Source organism: Stenotrophomonas africana (genome assembly GCF_013004645.1).
Lineage (GTDB): Bacteria > Pseudomonadota > Gammaproteobacteria > Xanthomonadales > Xanthomonadaceae > Stenotrophomonas > Stenotrophomonas africana.
The window spans coordinates 1-21,296 of record NZ_JABEME010000005.1 but is presented as its reverse complement, the minus strand read 5'-3'; the positions used below and the strand labels follow the sequence as shown (position 1 = coordinate 21,296).

Annotated in this window: 14 protein-coding genes; 9 read left to right on the top strand and 5 right to left on the bottom strand. The window is 66.7% G+C overall.

Annotated elements, in window-relative coordinates; translation table 11 throughout:
• Positions 1-4: 4 nt before the first annotated feature.
• From HLA98_RS10455 to HLA98_RS10435, 5 genes are all read right to left on the bottom strand, one after another.
• Positions 5-2,227: an NADP-dependent isocitrate dehydrogenase gene (locus tag HLA98_RS10455; RefSeq protein ID WP_049446753.1), complete on the bottom strand. Its 2,223-nt coding sequence runs from the start codon at positions 2,225-2,227 to the stop codon at positions 5-7.
• Positions 2,228-3,121: 894 nt separating this feature from the next.
• Positions 3,122-3,634: a hypothetical protein gene (locus tag HLA98_RS10450; RefSeq protein WP_049446756.1), complete on the bottom strand. Its 513-nt coding sequence runs from the start codon at positions 3,632-3,634 to the stop codon at positions 3,122-3,124.
• 45 nt (positions 3,635-3,679) lie between these two features.
• A complete protein-coding gene (locus HLA98_RS10445; RefSeq protein WP_005419771.1) occupies positions 3,680-3,973 on the bottom strand; it encodes a LysM peptidoglycan-binding domain-containing protein in 294 nt (97 codons plus the stop codon).
• Between the two features lie 285 nt (positions 3,974-4,258).
• Entirely contained in the window at positions 4,259-5,104 is an 846-nt protein-coding gene (gene queF / locus HLA98_RS10440; protein WP_170272470.1) for an NADPH-dependent 7-cyano-7-deazaguanine reductase QueF, read from the bottom strand.
• A gap of 73 nt (positions 5,105-5,177) precedes the next feature.
• The gene (locus HLA98_RS10435) at positions 5,178-6,497 is read right to left on the bottom strand and encodes a M20 family metallopeptidase (RefSeq protein WP_057499270.1); all 1,320 of its coding nucleotides are present in this window, start codon (positions 6,495-6,497) and stop codon (positions 5,178-5,180) included.
• Positions 6,498-6,685: 188 nt separating this feature from the next.
• Here HLA98_RS10435 and HLA98_RS10430 point away from each other — a divergent pair, with 188 nt between their 5' ends.
• The 9 genes from HLA98_RS10430 (at position 6,686) to HLA98_RS10390 (ending at position 20,934) form a co-directional block, all read left to right on the top strand.
• Positions 6,686-7,930 (top strand): efflux RND transporter periplasmic adaptor subunit, encoded by a 1,245-nt coding sequence (locus tag HLA98_RS10430; RefSeq protein ID WP_057499269.1) that lies wholly within the window; start codon positions 6,686-6,688, stop codon positions 7,928-7,930.
• Between the two features lie 74 nt (positions 7,931-8,004).
• Positions 8,005-11,238, top strand: coding sequence for an efflux RND transporter permease subunit (locus tag HLA98_RS10425; RefSeq protein ID WP_049448398.1), 3,234 nt, complete (start codon positions 8,005-8,007; stop codon positions 11,236-11,238).
• 31 nt (positions 11,239-11,269) lie between these two features.
• Complete coding sequence (locus tag HLA98_RS10420; RefSeq protein ID WP_049448400.1) at positions 11,270-14,392, top strand: efflux RND transporter permease subunit; 3,123 nt, start codon at positions 11,270-11,272, stop codon at positions 14,390-14,392.
• A gap of 191 nt (positions 14,393-14,583) precedes the next feature.
• On the top strand, positions 14,584-16,761 hold the full coding sequence (gene yccS, locus HLA98_RS10415; RefSeq protein ID WP_057499268.1) for a YccS family putative transporter: 2,178 nt from the start codon (positions 14,584-14,586) through the stop codon (positions 16,759-16,761).
• Between the two features lie 139 nt (positions 16,762-16,900).
• Positions 16,901-17,695 carry an SDR family NAD(P)-dependent oxidoreductase gene (locus HLA98_RS10410; protein ID WP_057499267.1) on the top strand — a complete coding sequence of 265 codons (795 nt, stop codon included), beginning with the start codon at positions 16,901-16,903 and terminating at the stop codon, positions 17,693-17,695.
• A gap of 97 nt (positions 17,696-17,792) precedes the next feature.
• A complete protein-coding gene (locus tag HLA98_RS10405) occupies positions 17,793-19,682 on the top strand; it encodes an MFS transporter (protein WP_057499266.1) in 1,890 nt (629 codons plus the stop codon).
• 182 nt (positions 19,683-19,864) lie between these two features.
• On the top strand, positions 19,865-20,152 hold the full coding sequence (locus HLA98_RS10400; protein ID WP_005419784.1) for a CD225/dispanin family protein: 288 nt from the start codon (positions 19,865-19,867) through the stop codon (positions 20,150-20,152).
• Between the two features lie 34 nt (positions 20,153-20,186).
• A complete protein-coding gene (locus HLA98_RS10395) occupies positions 20,187-20,465 on the top strand; it encodes a CD225/dispanin family protein (RefSeq protein ID WP_006473644.1) in 279 nt (92 codons plus the stop codon).
• 43 nt (positions 20,466-20,508) lie between these two features.
• Complete coding sequence (locus HLA98_RS10390; RefSeq protein ID WP_057499265.1) at positions 20,509-20,934, top strand: DUF2752 domain-containing protein; 426 nt, start codon at positions 20,509-20,511, stop codon at positions 20,932-20,934.
• Positions 20,935-21,296: the final 362 nt, after the last annotated feature.

Below are 21,296 nucleotides of genomic sequence, written 5' to 3'. Positions count from 1 at the left end.
TGGATCAGCCGCGCAGCTGCTCCAGTGCGGCGTTGAAGGTCGCGCTCGGGCGCATCGCCTTGCTGGCCTTGGCCACGTCCGGGCGGTAGTAGCCGCCGATGTCCACCGCCTTGCCCTGCACGGCGATCAGCTCTTCGACGATCTTCTGCTCGTTGTCGGTCAACGCCTTGGCCAGCGGGGCGAAGCGTGCCTTCAGCGCAGCGTCCTCGTCCTGCGCGGCCAGCGCCTGCGCCCAGTACAGCGCGATGTAGAAGTGGCTGCCACGGTTGTCGATGCCACCCAGCTTGCGCGACGGCGACTTGTCGTTGTCCAGGAACTGGCCGTTGGCTTCGTCCAGCGCCTTGGCCAGCACGCGGGCGGCAGCGTTGTCGTAGCGGTTGCCCAGGTGTTCCAGCGACGCGGCCAGGGCCAGGAACTCACCCAGCGAATCCCAGCGCAGATAGTCCTCTTCAACGAACTGCTGCACGTGCTTCGGGGCCGAACCACCGGCACCGGTCTCGAACAGGCCACCACCGGCCATCAGCGGCACGATCGACAGCATCTTGGCGCTGGTGCCCAGCTCCATGATCGGGAACAGGTCGGTCAGGTAGTCGCGCAGCACGTTGCCGGTCACCGAGATGGTGTCCTCGCCCTTGCGGATGCGGTCCAGCGAGAACGCGGTGGCTTCCACCGGCGGCAGGATGCGGATGTCCAGGCCGTTGGTGTCGTGGTCCTTCAGATACTGCTCGACCTTGGCGATGACCTGCGCGTCGTGGGCGCGGGCGGCGTCCAGCCAGAACACGGCCGGGGTGCTGCTCAGGCGGGCGCGTTCGACGGCCAGTTTCACCCAGTCCTGGATCGGCGCGTCCTTGGTCTGGCACATGCGCCAGATGTCACCGGCTTCCACGGCGTGTTCGAACACCACGGTGCCGGCGTCGTCGGTGACCTTGACCACGCCATCGGCGGCAATCTGGAAGGTCTTGTCGTGCGAGCCGTACTCTTCCGCCTTCTGCGCCATCAGGCCGACGTTCGGCACCGAGCCCATGGTGGCCGGGTCGAAGGCGCCGTGCGCCTTGCAGTCGTCGATGACCGCCTGGTACACGCCGGCGTAGCAGCGGTCCGGAATGACGGCCTTGGTGTCCTGCAGCTTGCCTTCAGCGTTCCACATCTTGCCGGAGTCGCGGATCATCGCCGGCATCGAGGCGTCGACGATCACGTCGCTCGGCACGTGCAGGTTGGTGATGCCCTTGTCCGAGTTCACCATGGCCACGCCCGGGCGCTGTGCGTACTCGGCAGCCAGGTCGGCTTCGATCGCAGCGCGGGTGGCTTCGGGCAGCGACGGCAGGCGCGCAGCCAGGTCACCGATGCCGTTGTTGGCATCGAAACCGGCCTGCTTGAGCACGTCGGCATGCTTGGCAAGCACGTCCTTGTAGAACTCGTTGACGGCCACGCCGAACATGATCGGGTCGGAGACCTTCATCATGGTCGCCTTCAGGTGCAGCGAGAACAGCACGCCCTGGGCCTTGGCATCGGCAATCTGCTCACTGATGAAGGCGGCCAGTGCCTTACGGCTCATCACCGCGGCATCGACGATCTCGCCGGCCTTGACCGCGGTCTTTTCCTTCAGCACGACGGTGCTGCCGTCCTTGCCGTGGAAGGTGATCTTCAGCGCACCGGCGTTGGCCAGGGTGGCCGACTTCTCGCTGCCGTAGAAATCACCGGCGGCCATGTGCGCGACGTGCGACTTCGAATCCGACGCCCAGGCGCCCATGCGGTGCGGGTGCTTGCGCGCGTAGTTCTTCACCGACAGCGGCGCGCGGCGGTCCGAATTGCCTTCGCGCAGCACCGGGTTCACCGCACTGCCCTTGACCTTGTCGTAGCGCGCCTTGTAGTCGCGCTGCTGATCGTCGGCCGGGGTTTCCGGGTAATCCGGCAGCGGATAGCCCTGGTCCTGCAGTTCCTTGATGGCCGCCTTCAACTGCGGCACCGAGGCGGAGATGTTCGGCAGCTTGATGATGTTGGCATCCGGCGTGGTCGCCAGCTGGCCGAGTTCGGCCAGGTCGTCGCTGACCTTCTGCGCGTCGCTGAGCAGTTCCGGGAACAGCGACAGGATGCGGCCGGACAGCGAGATGTCACGGGTTTCCACCACGATGCCGGCAGTGGCGGTGTAGGCGCCGACGATCGGCAGCAGCGACTGGGTGGCCAGGAACGGGGCTTCGTCGGTCAGCGTGTAGAGGATCTTGGACATGGGGGACTTGGACTCTGTAGCAATGCTCAGGGGAAGGCCGGCGCCAGCGCCGGGCCACGTGCAACCGTGTCGCTTTCCCCCGTCGCCGTCAGGGTGGGCGCGCGGCGGGGAAACCCCTGCATTGTCGCGTTTTCAGCCGCGCGGGGCAAAGCCACGCCATACGCGGCGGTACTGCACCACTGTGTTGCGCCGCCGGTTCGCTTCCGGCCTGGAACCTGAAGCTTGGTTGGCTAGTCCGCCTTCCCGCTCGTGGAGGCACGTACGACCCACTCCGACAATCGCGGCCCCCACTCGGCACGCCTCGGACAGGTCAATGTCTGTGAGTGCTTGCTTCGCTGGAAGTTGCAGATGCGGAATCCCCCAACGACGGCGGCCAGGCTGGCGAGTTCATCAGCCGTCGCTGCAGCGCCTCGAATGTGTAGCGACCCGGCGCCGGACGATCCGGGTCGAACGTAGACGTCGTACCGGGTGGAACGCCCTTCCGCCCTTGCATACGCCGACACGGCATATCCGCCGTCCGTGAAGCGCAGATCCGGCGTGCTTCCTGGCACAGGCTTTTCGGGGGCATCGCCCTCGTAGATCAGGGCAACTTCCCTATCGCCGCGCCTGACGCGGTGCAGACCAAAGTCCACAGGTGCCTCGTAGGTCACGGACATGCCCGTCGGTACGCGCAGACAGGCGCCGTATAGGAAGTGGTCGCAACTGTAGTTCCAGAGATCCGCGGATCCCGCTGCGAGCGTGAGTGCAATCCAGCTGAGCATTCCGTCCCCGACCTGTCCGTGTTGCGTTCAGCGTACCCCGGTAGCCCCCCAGAGCGGGCATCGCCCAATAAAAAAGGACGCAGCCTCGCGGCTGCGTCCATCGTGAGCCCTGCCGGGAGAGAGTCGGCAGGACTTACTTGACCTCGAACTCCTGCGGCGTTCCGGCCGCCTTGCCATCGACGGTGACCTCGGCGCGGTACTTGCCGGCCGGCCAGCCCTTTGCATTCTTGAACGTGACGTTGGTGGTTTCCGCACCGCTGGTGTTCAGGGTGGCGTTCTGTTCGCCGGCCACCTGGCCGTCCTGGTAAGTCAGCTTCGCGCCAACGGTGACGTTGTTGGCTGCGCCGTCGGTCTTGACCGAGACGATGACGTCATCCTTCGGTGCGAACAATGCCGTGGTCGCAACCGACTTGTCGGCGGCGGCGGTCTTGCCGACGGTGACCGACGAGACGCTGACTGCGGCGGCCTCGGCCATCGGCGGCGGTGCGCCGGTCATCGGCGCCGGCGCTGCAGGTTCGGCCGGGGCGGTCGCTGCCGGAGCGGCGTTGGTGTCGGTCGACTCTTCTTTCTTCTTGCAACCGACCAGGGCAACGCTGCCCAGCAGGGCGGCGATCAGGGCGGTCTGGAGCGGGGTGGTCTTGATCATTCGGGGTTCCTCCCAGGGATTGTCGGACGGCGTTCGATGGCCGGCTTACTTCGGCGGCAGCTTCAGGGTCTGGCCCGGGAAGATCTTGTCCGGGTCATCAAGCACATCGCGGTTGGCTTCGAAGATCTTCTTCCAGGCATTGGCGTCGCCCAGATGCTGCTTGGCGATCTTCGACAGCGAGTCACCCTTCTGCACGGTGTAGGTGCCGCCGCTGACAACGTCTGCGGTGCTGTCCACCGAGGCGCTGACGCCGGAGAAGTCCGCCTTCGGCACCTGCTCGGCGGTACTGTCGACGCTGCCACTGACGCCGGAGAAATCGGCTTTCTTCTCGGTACTCATCCACAACTCCCGTCTGCATGACTACGTGATTCGCACGGTGCCATGGAGGTTGTTAAATGGGGATGGTGCAGATGTGAAGCCGCCCCCCGGGGCGGCTGAACAATCGGGGGAATGGACGCCCGGTAGTGCCGGCCGCTGGCCGGCTGTGCCAGGGGGATCCGGCCTTGGCCGATTGCCGGCCAGCGGCCGGCTCTACCCGCAACCACCTGCGAATCATGGTAGTGCCGGCCGCTGGCCGGCGCTCGCCGGGCATGGCCCGGCGCAACGGGCAACCGCCTGTGGCGGTTACTGCCGCAGTTCGCGGTAGGTCGCGGCCGGGGCGGCGATGCCCGGGCTGGCACGCCAGGGGTTGATATCCAGGCCGCCACGACGGGTGTAGCGGGCCTCCACTTCCAGCCACTGCGGCTGGCAGCGCGCAGACACCTCGCTGAAGATCCGTTCAACACACTGCTCGTGGAACTCGGCGTGCTCGCGGTAGCTGACCAGGTAACGCAGCAGGCCGGCGCGGTCGATCTTCGGCCCGCGGTAGCGCAGGCTGACCGTGGCCCAGTCCGGCTGGCCGGTAACCGGGCAGTTGGACTTCAGCAGCGCCGAGACCAGGGTTTCCTCCACCTCCTCGCCGGCATCAGCGGCGAGGAAGTCTGCCTGCGGCGGGCCGTAGCAGTCGATCTCCAGGTCCAGCCCATCGATGGATTCGCCGAGCGGCGTCTCACGCAGGCCCGGCAGGCCGAATTCGACCTCCACCGGCGCACCGGCGCAGGCCGACAGATCCGCCACGATGCGCGCGCGCAGTGCCTCTGCGCTGTCGATACGGGTGCTGTTGAGGGAGTTCAGGTACAGCTTGAACGACTTCGATTCGATCAACCGCGGCGAGGTGCACGGCACCTGCACGGTGGCGACGGCGACCTGCGGCTTGCCACGCGCGTCGAGCCAGCTCAGCTCGAAGGCATGCCAGCGGTCGTGGCCAACGAACGGCAGCGCGGCGTCATCGAGGCCGATCTCGGCGCGGGCGCCGCTGCGGGGGATGGGAAACAGCAGGCCGGGATCGTACTGCGACGGGTAACTGACCTCGCGACCGAGCTTACATGGACGTACTTGCAGCGTCCCCTGCCACCGGACCCACCCCGCCATCCCGCGGAATGCCCGCTTTTGACGTTGACGTTGATTTAGGCGGGTGCAGGGCTGCAAGCCCTGCCGGAAACCCTCACCCCGCAGGAGTGCCGGCACCGTGCAGGTAATCCAGGCTCACCTGCAGCAACGCCCTCAACCCGACATCCAGCGCCTTCTCATCCAGCAGGAACTTCGGCGAATGGTTCGCCGGCGCCGTCGCCGGGTCGATGCCTGCGCTGGTGGAGCCGACGAAGAAGAACATGCCCGGCACCTCCTTCGCGTACAGCGAGAAATCCTCCGCGCCCATCTGCAGCGGCGGCTCGTAGACGTTGTCCTTGCCCACCACCGCCTGCAGGCTCGGCAGCATCTTCGCGGTCAAGGCCGGGTTGTTCACCGTGGCCGGGTTGCCATCGGCCTCGTAGATCTCGGTCACCGCCTTGGCACCATGCGCGGCCGCCGTGTGTTCGGCCACGTTGCGCAGGTCGGCGAAGATCTGTTGGCGCATGCCTTCATCGAAAGTGCGGATGGTGCCGACCATCTCCACTTCATCGGGAATGATGTTGTAGCGGATGCCGCCGTTGATCGCACCGAAGGTGAGCACTGCCGGCTGCTTGGACAGGTTGGCGCGACGGCTGACGATGGTCTGCGCGGTGCCAACCAGATCGGCAGTGGCGACGATCGGATCAACCCCGTTCCACGGCGCCGAGCCATGCGTCTGGCGGCCGATCACCTTGATGCCGAAACGATCGGACGCCGCCATCAGCGGGCCACCGCGAACGGCGATCTGCCCGGCCTGCACGCTGGAGAACACATGCAGGCCAAACACGGCTTCCGGCTTGAAGTCGGCAAACAGGCCCTCTTTCAGCATCAGCGCAGCGCCGCCCTCCTCCGGTGGCGGTGCACCTTCTTCGGACGGCTGGAAGATCAGCATCACCTGGCCCGGCAGATCCTTCTTCATCGCCACCAGTGCTTCGGCCACGCCCAGCAGCGTGGCGGTGTGCGCGTCGTGGCCGCAGGCGTGCATCACGCCCACGGTCTGCCCGCGGTACTGCGCGGTGGCCTTTGACGCAAACGGCAGGCCGGTCTGCTCGGTCACCGGCAGCGCGTCCATGTCGGCGCGCAGGGCGATCTTCGGCCCCGGCTTGCCGCCCTCGATGATCGCCACCACGCCGTGATGGGCGATGCCGGTCTTCGGCTTCAGTCCCATCGCACGCAGGCGCTTGGCCACCTCGGCCGAGGTGCGCTCCTCGCGGTTGGACAGCTCCGGGTGTTGATGAAAGTCACGGCGCCATTCGACCACCTTGGCCTGCAGGCGCTGCGCGGCAGCGGTCACTTCGGGGCGTTGCCCGTCCTGGGCGTGGGCGAGGGTCGGCAGGGCCAGCAGCAGGGCGGACAGCAGCAGCGAACGGCGCATCGCGATCTCCACAACAAAGGGGGTTCCGGCTGAATGTAGGGCAACACCGCCGCCACGGGAACCTCCGGCGCCGGATCCGGTCTTAGCGCCCGTCCCATCCGTCATGCAGGAAACGTGATGTGGCACAGGTATGCTTTGCGCATTGCCCCCGGCGTCCCGCCCGGTCCAGCCCTCTCGGAGTCCTCGTAATGTCACGTGTTTGGAAGATCGTGCTGCTGGTCGTGGCAGTGCTGGTGCTGGCCGTGGTCGGCCTGCGCGTCGTCGGTGGCGGCAAGGACAAGGCTGGAAAACCCGCAGCGGGTGCGCGCCAGGGCGGTGAAGATCCGGATGCCGGCCCGGTGCCGGTGACCGTGGTCGATGCGACACGCCAGGACGTGCCGGTGTATGCCAGCGCGCTGGGCACGGTGACCGCGATGAATACCGTCACCGTCAGCCCGCAGGTCGGCGGCCAGCTGATGAGCCTGAATTTCCGCGAAGGCCAGGAAGTGAAGCAGGGGGATGTGCTGGCGGTGATCGATCCGCGCACCGCGCAGGCCAGCTATGACCAGGCCGCCGCGGCCAAGCGCCAGAACGAAGCCCTGCTGGCCACCGCGCGCTCCAACTTCCAGCGCTCGAACGCGCCGGAGTATCGCCAGTACGTCGCCAAGACCGATCTTGATACACAGCGAAACCAAGTGGCACAGTACGAAAGCGCAGTCGCGGCGAACGAGGCCAGCATGCGCTCGGCGCAGGTGCAGCTGCAGTACACCAGGGTCACCGCACCGATCTCCGGCATCGCCGGCATCCGTGCCGTCGATGCAGGCAACGTCGTCAACGCCGGCACCGCACTGGTCACCCTGACCCAGATCCATCCAATCCACGTGCTGTTCAACCTGCCCGAGCGCCAGCTCGGCGACGTGCGCCAGGCGCAGGCCGCCGGCACGGTGCCGGTGGCCGCGCTGGACCGTGCCGATTCGCACGTGCTGTCAGGTGATGGCAAGCTCGATGTGGTCGACAACCTGATCAGCGCCGACAGCGGCACGTTCAAGGCGCGCGCGATCTTCGACAACACCGACAACGGCCTGTGGCCGGGCCAGTTCGTCAACGTGCGCATGCAGCTGCGCACGATCGCCGGTGGTGTGGTCATCCCGACCCAGGCGGTGCTGCGTGGCCCGGACGGCGAGTACGTCTACGTCGTGCAGGGCGACAACACGGTAAAGATGCAGACCGTGCGCAGCGGCGTGGAAGTGGGCGACAGCCAGGTGCAGATCGCCGAAGGCCTGAAGGGCGGCGAGCGGGTGGTCAGTGAAGGCCAGTTCCGCCTGAAGCCGGGCAGCAAGGTCACCGCACTGAAGCCGGGCGAGACCCCGGCCGCACCGACCGAGGCCGAACTGAAGGCCGCCGAACAGAAGAACGCGGGCGGCGGTGGCCGTCGCGGTGGTGGCCCGCGCTGAGCGCAGGCCACTGATCTCCCTCGCGCCGGCGAACCTGCCGGCGCCGACATTGAAGTGCCAGCAAGGATCAGTCCGTGGGCTTTTCGACGATCTTCATCCGCCGTCCCATTGCCACCTCGCTGTTGATGGCGGGCCTGTTGCTGCTGGGCATTCTGGGTTACCGCAAGCTGCCGGTGTCGGCGCTGCCGGAAATCGATGCGCCCAGCCTGGTGGTCACCACCCAGTACCCCGGCGCCAACGCCACCACCATGGCGTCGCTGGTCACCACGCCGCTGGAGCGCCAGTTCGGGCAGATTTCCGGGCTGGAGCTGATGACCTCCGATTCGTCGGCTGGGTTGTCCACGATCATCCTGCAGTTCTCGATGGACCGCGATATCGACATCGCCGCACAGGACGTGCAGGCGGCGATCCGCCAGGCCACCCTGCCATCGTCGCTGCCCTACCAACCTGTCTACAACCGGGTGAACCCGGCCGACGCGGCCATCGTCACCCTGAAACTGACCTCTGACACGCGCCCGCTGCGCGACGTCAACAATTACGCCGACTCCATCCTGGCCCAGCGCCTGTCGCAGGTGCAGGGCGTCGGCCTGGTTTCGATTGCCGGCAACGTGCGCCCGGCCGTGCGCATCCAGGTCAATCCGGCGCAGCTGTCGAACATGGGCCTGACCCTGGAGCAGCTGCGCAGCGCGCTGACACAGGCCAACGTCAATGCGCCGAAGGGTTCGTTGAACGGCAAGACGCAGTCCTACAGCATCGGCACCAACGACCAGCTGGCCAGCGCCGCCGAGTACCGCGACACCATCATCAGCTACAAGAACGGCCGCCCGGTGCGGCTGTCGGACGTGGCCGAGGTGATCGATGGCGTGGAGAATGACCAGCTGGCCGCCTGGGCCGATGGCAAGCCGGCGGTACTGCTGGAAGTGCGCCGCCAGCCCGGTGCCAACATCGTGCAGACCGTCGAGCGCATCCGCGCGATCCTGCCGCAGCTGCAGGGCGTGCTGCCGGCCGACGTGCACCTGGAGATCTTCAACGACCGCACCGAGACCATCCGCGCCTCGGTGCATGAAGTGCAGTTCACCCTGATCCTCACCATCGGCCTGGTGGTGGCGGTGATCTTCGTGTTCCTGCGCCGGCTGTGGGCCACGATCATTCCCTCGGTGGCGGTGCCGCTGTCGCTGGCCGGCACCTTCGCGGTGATGGCGTTCGCCGGCATGTCGCTGGACAACCTGTCGCTGATGGCGCTGGTGGTGGCCACCGGCTTCGTGGTCGACGATGCGATCGTGATGATCGAGAACATCGTGCGCTACATCGAGCAGGGCAAGAGTGGCAAGGAAGCAGCCGAGATCGGCGCGCGCCAGATCGGCTTCACTGTGCTGTCGCTGACGGTCTCGCTGGTGGCGGTGTTCCTGCCGCTGCTGCTGATGCCTGGCGTCACCGGCCGCCTGTTCCACGAATTCGCCTGGGTGCTGAGCATTGCCGTGGTGCTGTCGATGCTGATCTCGCTGACGCTCACCCCGATGATGTGCGCCTACCTGCTCAAGCCCGACGCCCTGCCCGAGGGTGAGGACGCGCACGAACGCGCGGCCGCCGCCGGCAAGCAGAACCTGTGGACGCGCACCGTGGGCCTGTACGAGCACAGCCTGGACTGGGTGCTGGGCCACCAGCGACTGACCCTGGTTGTGGCTGGCGCCGCACTGGTGCTGACCGTGCTGCTGTATGTGCTGATTCCCAAGGGCCTGCTGCCCGAACAGGACACCGGTCTGATCACCGGCGTGGTGCAGGCCGACCAGAACATCGCCTTCCCGCAGATGGAGCAGCGCACCAAGCAGGTCGCCGAAGCGCTGCGCCACGATCCGGATGTGACGGGCGTTTCGGCCTTCATCGGTGCCGGCAGCATGAACCCCACGCTCAACCAGGGCCAGTTGTCGATCGTGCTGAAGGAGCGCAGCCAGCGCGATGGCCTGGACGAGATCCTGCCGCGCCTGCAGAAGGCCGTGGCCGGCATTCCCGGTGTGGCGCTGTACCTGAAGCCAGTGCAGGACGTGACCCTGGATACCCGTGTGGCCGCCACCGAGTACCAGTACTCGCTGTCGGACGTGGATTCGGCAACGGTGGCGACCCAAGCCACGCGCCTGACCGAAGCGCTGCGCAAGCGTCCGGAACTGGCCGACGTGGACAACAACCTGTCCAACCAGGGCCGCGCCCTGGAGCTGAACATCGACCGCGACAAGGCCAGCGTGCTGGGCGTGCCGATGCAGACCATCGACGACACGCTCTACGATGCGTTCGGCCAGCGCCAGATCTCGACCATCTTCACCGAACTCAACCAGTACCGCGTGGTACTGGAAGTGGCACCGGAGTTCCGCACCAGCACGGCGCTGATGGAGCAGTTGGCGGTGGCGTCCAACGGTGCCGGCGCATTGACCGGCACCAACGCCACCAGCTTCGGCCAGGTCACCTCGTCAAACTCGTCGACCGCCACCGGCATCGGCGCGCAGAACACCGGCATCACCGTCGGCGCCGGCAACATCATCCCGCTGTCGGCACTGGCCGAAGGCAAGGTCAGCAGTGCGCCGCTGCTGGTCAGCCACCAGCAGCAGCTGCCGGCGGTGACGGTCTCGTTCAACGTCGCGCCCGGTTATTCGCTGTCCGATGCGGTACGTGCCATCCAGGAAACCAAGGACAGCCTGGACATGCCGGCCCATCTGCATGCCGAGTTCATCGGCAAGGCGGCCGAGTTCACCGGCAGCCAGACCGATGTGGTGTGGCTGCTGCTGGCCTCGCTGGTGGTGATCTACATCGTTTTGGGCGTGCTGTACGAGAGCTACATCCACCCGATCACGATCATCTCCACGCTGCCGCCGGCCGGTGTCGGCGCGCTGCTGGCGCTGATGCTGTGCGGCCTGAGCCTGTCGGTGGACGGCATCGTCGGCATCGTGCTGCTGATCGGCATCGTCAAGAAGAACGGCATCATGATGGTGGACTTCGCGATCGAGGCGCGCCGCGCCGGTGCCAACGCGCATGAAGCGATCCGCCGCGCGTGCCTGCTGCGCTTCCGCCCGATCATGATGACCACCGCCGCGGCAATGCTCGGCGCACTGCCGCTGGCGCTGGGCACCGGCATCGGCTCGGAGCTGCGCCGCCCGCTGGGCATCGCCATCGTCGGTGGCCTGCTGCTGTCGCAGCTGGTGACCCTGTACACCACGCCGGTGATCTACCTGTACATGGAACGCTTCTCCGAGTGGCTTGCCCGCCGCCGCGAGCAGCGCGCGCTGCGCAACGGGTCGCTGCAGGAGCCGCAGGCATGATCCACGCCCCGCTGCTGCGGGGGGCCGCACGATGAACCTGTCCGGCCCCTTCATCCGCCGCCCGATCGGCACCGCGCTGCTGGCCATCGGTCTGTTCATGGTCGGACTGATCTGCTACCTGCGCCTGGGCGTATCGGCACTGCCGAACATCGAGATCCCGGTGATCTTCGTGCATGCCAGCCAGTCCGGCGCCGACGCGGCGACCATGGCCTCCACGGTCACCGCGCCGCTGGAACGCCATCTCGGCCAGCTGCCAGGCATCGACCGCATGCGCTCGTCGAGCTCGGAAGGCAGCTCGCTGGTGTTCATGATCTTCCAGAGCGGCCACAACATCGATTCGGCGGCACTGGACGTACAGACGGCGATCAATTCGGCACAGGCTGACCTGCCTTCGGGCATGGGGTCACCGATGTACCAGAAAGCGAATCCGAACGACGACCCGGTGATCGCGATCGCGCTGACCTCGCAGACGCAGTCGGCCGACGAGCTGTACAACGTCGCCGATTCATTGCTTGCGCAGCGCATCCGCCAGATCAGCGGTGTCGCTTCGGTCGACATCGCCGGTGCCTCGACGCCAGCGGTACGCGTGGACGTCAACCTGCGCCTGATGAACGCGCTGGGCCTGACCGCAGATGACCTGCGCAACGCCGTGCGCGCGGCCAACGTGACCTCGCCCACCGGCTTCCTCAGCGACGGCAACACCACTACCGCGATCATCGCCAACGATTCGGTGGCGCGTGCCGCCGACTTCGCCGACCTGGTGGTCAAGACCCAGGGCGATGGCCGGGTCATCCGCCTGAAGGACATCGCCAATGTCTACGACGGCCAGCAGGACGCCTACCAGGCCGCGTGGTTCGACCACAAACCGGCGGTGGTGATGTATGTGTTCACCCGTGCCGGTGCCAACATCGTGGAGACCGTGGATCGGGTCAAGGCACAGATCCCGACCCTGCGGGACTACCTGCAGCCCGGCACCACGATGACGCCGTACTTCGACCGTACGCCGACCATCCGCTCGTCGCTGCATGAAGTGCAGATCACCCTGCTGATCAGCCTGGCGATGGTGGTGCTGACCATGGCGCTGTTCCTGCGCCGGCTGGCACCCACGCTGATCGCCGCGGTCACCGTGCCGCTGTCGCTGGCCGGTGCCGCGCTGGTGATGTACGTGATGGGCTTCACCCTGAACAACCTGAGCCTGCTGGCGCTGGTGATCGCGATCGGCTTCGTGGTCGACGATGCGATCGTGGTGATCGAGAACATCATGCGCCACCTCGACGAAGGCATGCCGCGCATGCAGGCGGCGCTGACCGGGGCGCGCGAGATCGGCTTCACCATCGTCTCGATCACCGCCTCGCTGGTGGCGGTGTTCATCCCGCTGCTGTTCGCCAGCGGCATGATGGGCGCTTTCTTCCGCGAGTTCACCGTCACCCTGGTGGCGGCGATCGTGGTCTCGATGATCGTCTCGCTGACGCTGACCCCGGCACTGTGCAGCCGCTTCCTCAGTGCACACGACCACAGCGCGCCACCGTCGCGCTTCGGCCGCTGGCTGGATGCCGGCCACGAGCGCATGCTGCGCATCTACACCGTGTTCCTGGACTTCTCGCTGCGCCACGCGCTGCTGCTGTCGCTGACGCCGCTGATCCTGATCGGCGTCACCATCTTCCTGTTCGGGGCGGTGAAGAAGGGCGCGTTCCCGCCGCAGGACACCGGCCTGATCTGGGGCCGCGCCAACTCCAGTGCCACGGTGTCCTTCGAGGACATGGTCGCCCGCCAGCGCCGCATCACCGACATGCTGATGGCCGACCCGGCGGTGAAAACCGTGGGTGTGCGCCTGGGCAGCGGCCGCCAGGGCTCCAGTGCGCAGTTCAACATCGAGCTGAAGTCGCGCAGCGACGGCCGCCGCGAAACAACCGCGCATGCCTTGGCGCGCCTCAGTGCGAAGGCCGACCGCTACCCTGACCTGCAGCTGCGCCTGCGCGCGATCCAGGATCTGCCCAGCAACGATGGCGGTGGTTCCAGCCAGGGCGCGCAGTACCGCATTTCGCTGCAGGGTAATGATCTGGCCGCACTGCAGGAATGGTTGCCCAAGCTGCAGACAGAGCTGAAGAAGAACCCGAAGCTGCGTGACGTCGGCACCGACGTGGACAATGCAGGCCTGCGCCAGAACATCCAGATCGACCGCGCCAAAGCCGCGCGCCTGGGCATCACGGTCGGCGCCATCGACGGTGCGTTGTACGGTGCGTTCGGCCAGCGCCAGATCTCCACCATCTATTCGGACATCAACCAGTACAGCGTGGTGGTCAATGCGCTGCCTTCGCAGACCGCCACCCCGGCGGCACTGGATGAGGTGTACGTGCGTGCGCGCAACGGCGACATGGTGCCGATCACCGCGGTGGCCACCCAGGTCCCGGGGCTGGCACCGTCTCAGATCACCCACGAAAACCAGTACACGACGATGGACCTCAGCTACAACCTGGCTCCGAACGTGAGCATGGGTGAGGCCAAGGCAATCATCGACGCGACGGTGGCCGGCATGCGCATGCCCGGCGACATCCGCCTGGCCGACGACGCGGGCTTCGGCTTCAACTCCGATCCTAGCGACATGCTGATCCTGGTGTTCGCCGCGATCCTGACCGTGTACCTGGTGCTGGGCATGCTCTACGAGAGCCTGATCCATCCGGTCACCATCCTGTCCACACTGCCGGCGGCGGGCGTCGGTGCGTTGCTGGCGTTGTTTGGCACCAACACCGAGCTGTCGGTGATCTCGATGATCGCCCTGGTACTGCTGATCGGCATCGTCAAGAAGAACGCGATCATGATGATCGACTTCGCGCTGGTCGCGCAGCGCGAGCATGGCCTGGCACCACGCGATGCTGCGCGCGAGGCCAGCATCGTGCGCTTCCGCCCGATCATGATGACCACGATGGTGGCGATCCTGGCGGCGGTGCCGCTGGCGATCGGCCTGGGTGAAGGGTCCGAACTGCGTCGACCGCTGGGCATCGCGATGATCGGCGGCCTGCTGTTCTCGCAGAGCCTGACCCTGCTCAGCACGCCGGCGCTGTACGTGATCTTCTCCTGCCTGGCCGAGCGCTGGCGGGCGCGTCGCGCGCGCAAGCGCGAAGCGAAGCTGCTCAAGCGCGCACAGCGGGCGTAGAAGGGCCCATCACGCATGGCGTGGTTCTACGGGTAGAGCCGGCCGCTGGCCGGCTTTCTCCTTACCGCGAATCTGCCGGCCAGCGGCCGGCACTACCGTGGGTGCGGACGGTGGGTGCAGACCGTTGGTCCGCACTCCATATTTCACGCGCAGCCCGCAATAATGGTGGAAGACCCTTCCACCGAGCCTGCATGTCCGCCCGCGAATCCCGCCTCAGCCGTCTCTGGGCCCACGAAAAGGCCAGTTACGGCCTACGTGTGTTCATCGCCCTGACCGCAGCGCTTGCCGTGTGCTGGCAGCTGGATGCGCTCACCGCCCTGCCCGGCGTGTTCCTCGGCATCATCGCCAGCGCCATCGCCGAGACCGATGACAACTGGTGGGGCCGTACCAAGGCGGTACTGCTGTCGCTGCTGTGCTTCTGCCTCGCCGCCGCCTCGGTGATCTGGCTGTTCCCCTGGCCATGGATCTTCATCGGTGCGCTGGCGCTGTCCACGTTCGGGCTGACCCTGCTGGGTGCGCTCGGCGAGCGCTATGCGTCGATCGCCCAGGCCACGGTGACGCTGGCGATCTACACCATGATCGGGCTGGAGCAGCATGGCGCCAGCGACCTGCACAGCGCGCTGGACGCGGTCAGCCATCTGCTGGCCGGTGCGGTCTGGTACGGCCTGCTGTCGATCCTGTGGACCGCACTGTTCGCCAACCGTCCGGTTCGCGAACGCGTGGCGCGCCTGTACGTTGAACTGGGCCGCTACCTGCAGTTGAAGGCAACACTGTTCGAGCCGGTGCGCGAGGCTGACCTGCAACGTCGCCAGCTCGACCTGGCCGAGCAGAACCGGCGCGTGGTCGGCGCATTGAACGAGGCCAAGGCGGCGATTCTCGCCCGCTTCGGCCGCTCCGGCCGGCCCGGCGTGAACTCCGGCCTGTACCTGCGCCTCTATTACATGGCACAGGATTTCCACGAGCGTGCCAGCTCCTCGCACTACCCGTACGGTGCGCTGGTCGATGCCTTCTTCCACAGCGATGTGCTGTACCGCTGCCAGCGCCTGCTCGACCTGCAGGGCCAGGCCTGCGCGCGGCTGGGCGAGGCGATCCGCCTGCGCCGTCCGTTCGTGTATGGCGAAAGCAACCAGCAGGCCGGACGCGACCTGGCCGATGCGCTCGCCTACCTGCGCGACCAGCAGCGGCCGCAGTGGCAGCGACTGCTTGGCTCGCTGGACCTGCTGGTGCACAACCTGCGCAGCATCGAGCGCCGCCTGCTGGATGCGGAGCGCTCCGAAGCCAGCCTGGACAACGTCGATACGCGCCTGCGCGACAGCAACCCGCACACCCTGCGCGAGATGGGCGTACGCGTGCGCCAGCAGCTCACGCCCGGATCGGTCCTGTTCCGCCACGGCCTGCGCATGGCATTGGCGCTGATCGCCGGTTTCGCGGCGATCCGGCTGTTCAATGCCCAGAACGGCTCATGGGTGCTGCTGACCATCGTATTCGTGTGCCGCCCCAACTTCGGTGCCACCCGCCAGCGCCTGGCGCAACGCATCGTCGGCACCGTGGCCGGCCTGGTACTGACCTGGGCGCTGCTGCAGCTGTTCCCGCAACTGCACGTGCAACTGCTCATCGCGCTGCTGTCGGCGCTGTTGTTCTTCTTCACCCGCACCGACCGCTATCTGGTGGCGTCGGCGGCGATCACGGTGATGGCCCTGACCTGCTTCAACCTGATCGGTGATGGCTTCGTGCTGATCGTGCCGCGCATGGTCGATACGCTGCTGGGCTGCGCGATCGCCGCTGCCGCCGCGTTCCTGATCCTGCCCGACTGGCAGGGCCGCCAGCTGCACCTGGTGCTGGCGCGCGTGCTGGACACCGCCGCGCGCTACCTGGATTCGGTGCTGGGTCAGTACCGCAGTGGCATGCGCGATGACCTGGCCTACCGCATCGCCCGCCGCGACATGCACAACGCCGACGCCGCGCTGTCCACCGCGCTGTCGAACATGCTGCACGAGCCGGGCCACGTGCGCCGCAACCTCGATGCCGGTTTCCATTTCCTGGCGTTGTCCAACATGCTGCTCGGCCATCTTTCGGCGCTGGGTGCGCACCGCGACCAGGTGGACAGTTACGCCGGCGATCCGCTGGCGCTGGCCGCCGGTGAGCGCGTACGCAAGGCGCTGCAGCAGCTGGCCTCGGCCCTGACCGCACGGCAACCGGTCAGTGAGGACGACAACGACGCCGACCGCGCGGTGGCGGCCGAGCTGGAGCAGATCGACGAGGCGATGCCGCCGAAGCTGCAGCTGATCCGCACGCAGATGGCGCTGGTGCTGCGGATGCTGCCGAAGGTTCGGGCAGCGGCGAATGAGGCGGTGACCAGCCTGACTTGATCCCGATCGCTGATCGGACGTTCCATCCACGCATGGCGTGGATCTACTGCACTGTGCGCAACAGCGCGTTGCGCCTGGCGCTGCAGCCCGATCACGCGCCTGCGCGGATACTGGGTCATCCCCTGCTCCGGATTCCCGCATGAAGATCGAACTCGCCGGCCGCACCGCGCTGGTCACCGCTTCCACCGCCGGCATCGGCCTGGCGATCGCCCAGGGCCTGGCCATCGCAGGTGCGCGGGTCATTCTCAATGGCCGCAGCACCGACAGTGTCGAACGCGCCCGCCAGTGGCTGCTCGCCGCCGTTCCGGGTGCCGAGGTGATCGGCGTCGCCGCCGACCTCTCCGATGCGGCCGGCGTGGACACGCTGCTGGCGGGCCTGCCCCAGGTCGACATCCTGGTCAACAACGCCGGCATATTCGGCCCCGAGGACTTCTTCGAGACCGACGATGCCACCTGGGAGCGCTACTGGCAGACCAATGTGATGTCCGGCGTGCGCCTGTCGCGTGCACTGCTGCCGGCGATGGTCGATGCCGGCTGGGGCCGCGTGCTGTTCATCTCCTCCGAATCGGCCCGCAACATTCCCGCTGACATGATCCATTACGGGGTCAGCAAGACCGCGCAGCTGTCGTTGTCGCGTGGCCTGGCCAAGCGCGTGGCCGGTAGCGGTGTCACCGTCAACGCGGTGCTGCCCGGCCCGACCCTGTCCGACGGCTTCGCGGCGATGTTCGAAGATGAACGACAGCGCAGCGGCAAGCCACTGGAGCAGATCGGTCGCGAGTTCGTGATGGCGCACCGGCCGTCTTCGTTGATCCAGCGCACCGCCACGGTCGAGGAAGTTGCCAACATGGTGGTGTACCTGGCCTCGACGCAGGCTTCGGCCACGTCCGGTGCCGCCCTGCGCGTGGACGGCGGCGTGGTCGACGACATCATCTGAGATCTTTCAAAGGGTGCGGACCAACGGTCCGCACCCACAGGTCCGCCCCCACAGCAGATGGGCAGGAATGCTAGGCTGCGCCGGTCAAGGAGGCCCCATGTCCGGTCACAACCAGTTCGCCCTGCTGCGCCAGCGCCGTTTCCTGCCGTTCTTCGTCGTGCAGGCGCTCGGTGCGTTCAACGACAACGTGTACCGGCAGGCGATCATCAGCATGTTGCTGTTCATGGCCGTGCCAGAGGAAGAACTGGGGCTGTATGCCACGCTGGCGCCGGCCATCTTCATCCTGCCGTACTTCCTGTTCTCGGCATTGGCCGGGCAGATCGCCGACAAACTGGAAAAGTCGCGGCTGATCGTGATCACCACCACCATGGAGATCGTGATCATGTCGCTGGCGGCCACCGGCTTCCTCACCCAGAGCCTGCCGGTGCTGCTGGTCGCCCTGTTCTGCACTGGCATGCAATCCACGCTGTTCGGCCCGGTGAAGTACTCGGTGCTGCCCTCGGTGCTCAAGCCCGAAGAGCTGACCGGCGGCAACGGTCTGGTTGAAATGGGCACTTCGATGTCGATCCTGTCCGGCATGATCGTCGGCGGACTGGTGTTCACCGTGGCCGGCAGCCACGGCACGGTGGTGGCGGCCTGCGCGATCATCGGCCTGGCGATCTGCGGCAACGTCGCTGCGCGCCTGATTCCCAAGGTCGACGCCGGCGACCCGGACCTGAAAATCAACTGGAACCCGCTGCCGGAATCGCTGGCGGTGCTGCGCATGGCGCGCCAGCAGAAGGCAGTGCGCAATTCAATCCTGGGCGTATCCTGGTTCTGGTTCGTCGGCACCGTGCTGACCTCGCAGCTGCCGGCCTATGCGGTGACCAACCTCGGCGGCGAACCGACCCTGTACATCTTCGCGCTGGCCCTGTTCTCGGTCGGCACCGGCGTTGGCTCGCTGCTGTGCGAGAAGCTGTCGGCGCGCACGGTGGAGATCGGCCTGGTGCCGCTGGGTGCATTCGGCATGACCGCGTTCCTGCTCGACCTGTACTTCGCCCGCAGCGGCGAGGCGACGGTGCACGGGCTGACCATCGGCACCTTCCTGCAGCAGCCCGGCAGCATCCGCATCGTCATCGACCTGATCGGCATCGGTCTGTTCACCGGCATCTTCGTGGTGCCGCTGTTCGCTCTGATCCAGAGCCGCACACCGAAGGCGCAGATGTCGCGCGTGTTCGCCGCACTGAACATCCAGAACTCCGGCTTCATCGTCGGCGCAGCCCTGTTGTCACTGGCCGCGCACAAGCTGCTGCACTGGAGCATTCCGCAGCAGTTCCTGGCGCTGGCCATCGCCAACGCACTGGTGGCGATCTACATCTTCACCATCGTCCCCGAATTCCTGATGCGCTTCCTCAGCTGGCTGATGGTGCGCACCCTGTACCGCCTGCGCCCGCACGGCATCGAGGCGAACGTGCCCGACGAGGGCGCCGCGCTGCTGGTCTGCAACCATGTCAGCTACATGGACGCACTGATCCTGTCGGCGACGATTCCGCGCCCGGTGCGCTTCGTCATGTACTACAGGATCTTCAACATCCCGGTGATGCGCTGGATCTTCCGTACCGCCAAGGCGATCCCGATCGCCGGTGCGCGCGAAGACCCGGCGCTGATGCAGCGCGCGTTCGACGAGATCGACGCCGCGCTGGCCGAGGGCGAGCTGGTCTGCATTTTCCCGGAAGGCGCGCTGACCAAGGATGGCGCGATGGCGCCGTTCAAGTCCGGTGTCGAGAAGATCCTCGAACGGCGGCCGGTGCCGGTAGTGCCGATGGCGCTGCGCGGCATGTGGTCCAGCATGTGGAGCCGTCGCGACAGCCGCCTTGGCCGCATGCGCGTGCCGCGCCGTTTCCGCGCCACCGTCGAGGTGGTGGCGGCACCGGCCGTGGATGGCCACAGCACCAGCGCCCCGGTGCTGGAGGCCCAGGTGCGGGCCCTGCGCGGCGATCACGCCTGACGGACCCGGCCCGCCAGGCGGGCCCGGCAGCCTCCCCCGCATAGGCCACCGTCCGGTGACGTACGCGACATGTCTTGACTGTAAACGCATACATGCAACGTCGGTTGCGGTAGATTACGCACCCACAGGGGGGAGGTCCGGCCGATACATCACGGCTGGCCACCAAGGAATGGAGTCTTGCTTTGAATCAGCCACCACCGCTCAGCCGTCCGGTTTACATCCCCAACCATCTGGTCTGGGCGATCCTGACGACGCTGTTCTGCTGCCTGCCGTTGGGCGTGGTGTCGATCGTCTATGCCTCCCAGGTCGATGGCCGCCGCGCGGCCGGCGACCTGCCGGGGGCCTACAGTGCGTCGCGCAAGGCGGGCTGGTGGGCGGTGGCTTCGGCCGTGGCCCTGCCGGTCCTGTTGCTGTTGTGGTTCGGGCTGTTCGGCGGCTTGGCCGTACTGGGCGCTCTTTCCGACCAATGATTTACCACCACCACCCATCAAGGAGCTTGAACCCATGAATACTGCGACTCCGCAGGTCCCGAACAACCTGGTCTGGGCGATCCTGACCACCCTGTTCTGCTGCCTGCCGGCCGGCATCGTGTCGATCGTCTACGCCGCCCAGGTCAACGGCAAGCTGGCCGCTGGCGACATCGCCGGCGCCCAGGACTCCGCCGCCAAGGCCAAGAAGTGGGCCATCTGGTCGGCCATCGCCTGGGTCGTCGTGGTCGTGCTGTACGTGCTGTTCTTCGTTGTGCTCGGCGGCATGGGCGCGATGAGCAACAGCGGCTACTGATACGTCTGGACGGATCCGGCGCCTGCGCCGGATCCGTTGTCGCATGTCCGCGCTTCCCGCTCCTTCCCGACTCGCCCGATGGGCGCCGCTGCTGGTTTCCGCCGGCCTGGCCGTGGGTGCCGCGGTGGTCCTGCGCAACGTCAATCCGTATGTCGCCGGCAATCCATTGCCGAGCTGCCCGCTGTACGCCCTGACCGGCCTGTACTGCCCGGGCTGTGGCAGCACGCGCTGCCTGTATTCCCTGGTCCACTTCGACCTGCCCGGCGCGATGGCGATGAACCCGCTGCTGGTCATCAGCCTGCCGTTCCTGTTGCTGATGCTGCTGAACATCGCCGGCATCCGCCCGCGCGTGCTCGATCCGCTGATGCGGGTGCTGGCCAATCCCGTGTTCTGGCTCTGGGTGCTGCCCGGGTATGCGCTGCTGCGCAACCTGCCGTGGGCACCGTTCACTGCACTGGCACCGATCTAGGTTTCCAGCCAACGGCGCAGCCCCTCGTGGTGGGCGGCGTTTGTCGATCATGGGATTGGCCGGGCGGGTGGACTGCGCAGGGGTCGCTGCAAGTACGTCCATGTAAGCTCGGTCGCCGCATCCATGCGGCTCACGCCCCTGCGCAGCCCACCCGCCCGGCCACGGACAGTTTCCGTGCGCGTCCACCACGGAAAAGAAAGAAAAGATCAAAAGCAAAAGCGGATCGCTTCGCTACGCTCGCTCGGAGCCAAGCATGGCTCGGCTCTGGAGAACGTCCGTGCGCGGAAAACTGTCGAAGGCGGGGTGGGTCGGATGGCGGGGGTGTGAGCCGCATGGATGCGGCGACCAAGCCTCCATGGACG

Excerpts from the sequence above, each read along its gene's own strand:
- HLA98_RS10430 (WP_057499269.1), top strand. The coding sequence starts at position 6,686 with ATGTCACGTGTTTGGAAGATCGTGCTGCTGGTCGTGGCAGTGCTGGTG.
- yccS (WP_057499268.1), top strand. The coding sequence starts at position 14,584 with ATGTCCGCCCGCGAATCCCGCCTCAGCCGTCTCTGGGCCCACGAAAAG.
- HLA98_RS10455 (WP_049446753.1), bottom strand. The coding sequence starts at position 2,227 with ATGTCCAAGATCCTCTACACGCTGACCGACGAAGCCCCGTTCCTGGCC.
- HLA98_RS10420 (WP_049448400.1), top strand. The coding sequence starts at position 11,270 with ATGAACCTGTCCGGCCCCTTCATCCGCCGCCCGATCGGCACCGCGCTG.
- queF (WP_170272470.1), bottom strand. The coding sequence starts at position 5,104 with ATGGCGGGGTGGGTCCGGTGGCAGGGGACGCTGCAAGTACGTCCATGT.
- HLA98_RS10390 (WP_057499265.1), top strand. The coding sequence starts at position 20,509 with ATGTCCGCGCTTCCCGCTCCTTCCCGACTCGCCCGATGGGCGCCGCTG.
- HLA98_RS10395 (WP_006473644.1), top strand. The coding sequence starts at position 20,187 with ATGAATACTGCGACTCCGCAGGTCCCGAACAACCTGGTCTGGGCGATC.
- HLA98_RS10445 (WP_005419771.1), bottom strand. The coding sequence starts at position 3,973 with ATGAGTACCGAGAAGAAAGCCGATTTCTCCGGCGTCAGTGGCAGCGTC.
- HLA98_RS10450 (WP_049446756.1), bottom strand. The coding sequence starts at position 3,634 with ATGATCAAGACCACCCCGCTCCAGACCGCCCTGATCGCCGCCCTGCTG.
- HLA98_RS10410 (WP_057499267.1), top strand. The coding sequence starts at position 16,901 with ATGAAGATCGAACTCGCCGGCCGCACCGCGCTGGTCACCGCTTCCACC.
- HLA98_RS10405 (WP_057499266.1), top strand. The coding sequence starts at position 17,793 with ATGTCCGGTCACAACCAGTTCGCCCTGCTGCGCCAGCGCCGTTTCCTG.
- HLA98_RS10435 (WP_057499270.1), bottom strand. The coding sequence starts at position 6,497 with ATGCGCCGTTCGCTGCTGCTGTCCGCCCTGCTGCTGGCCCTGCCGACC.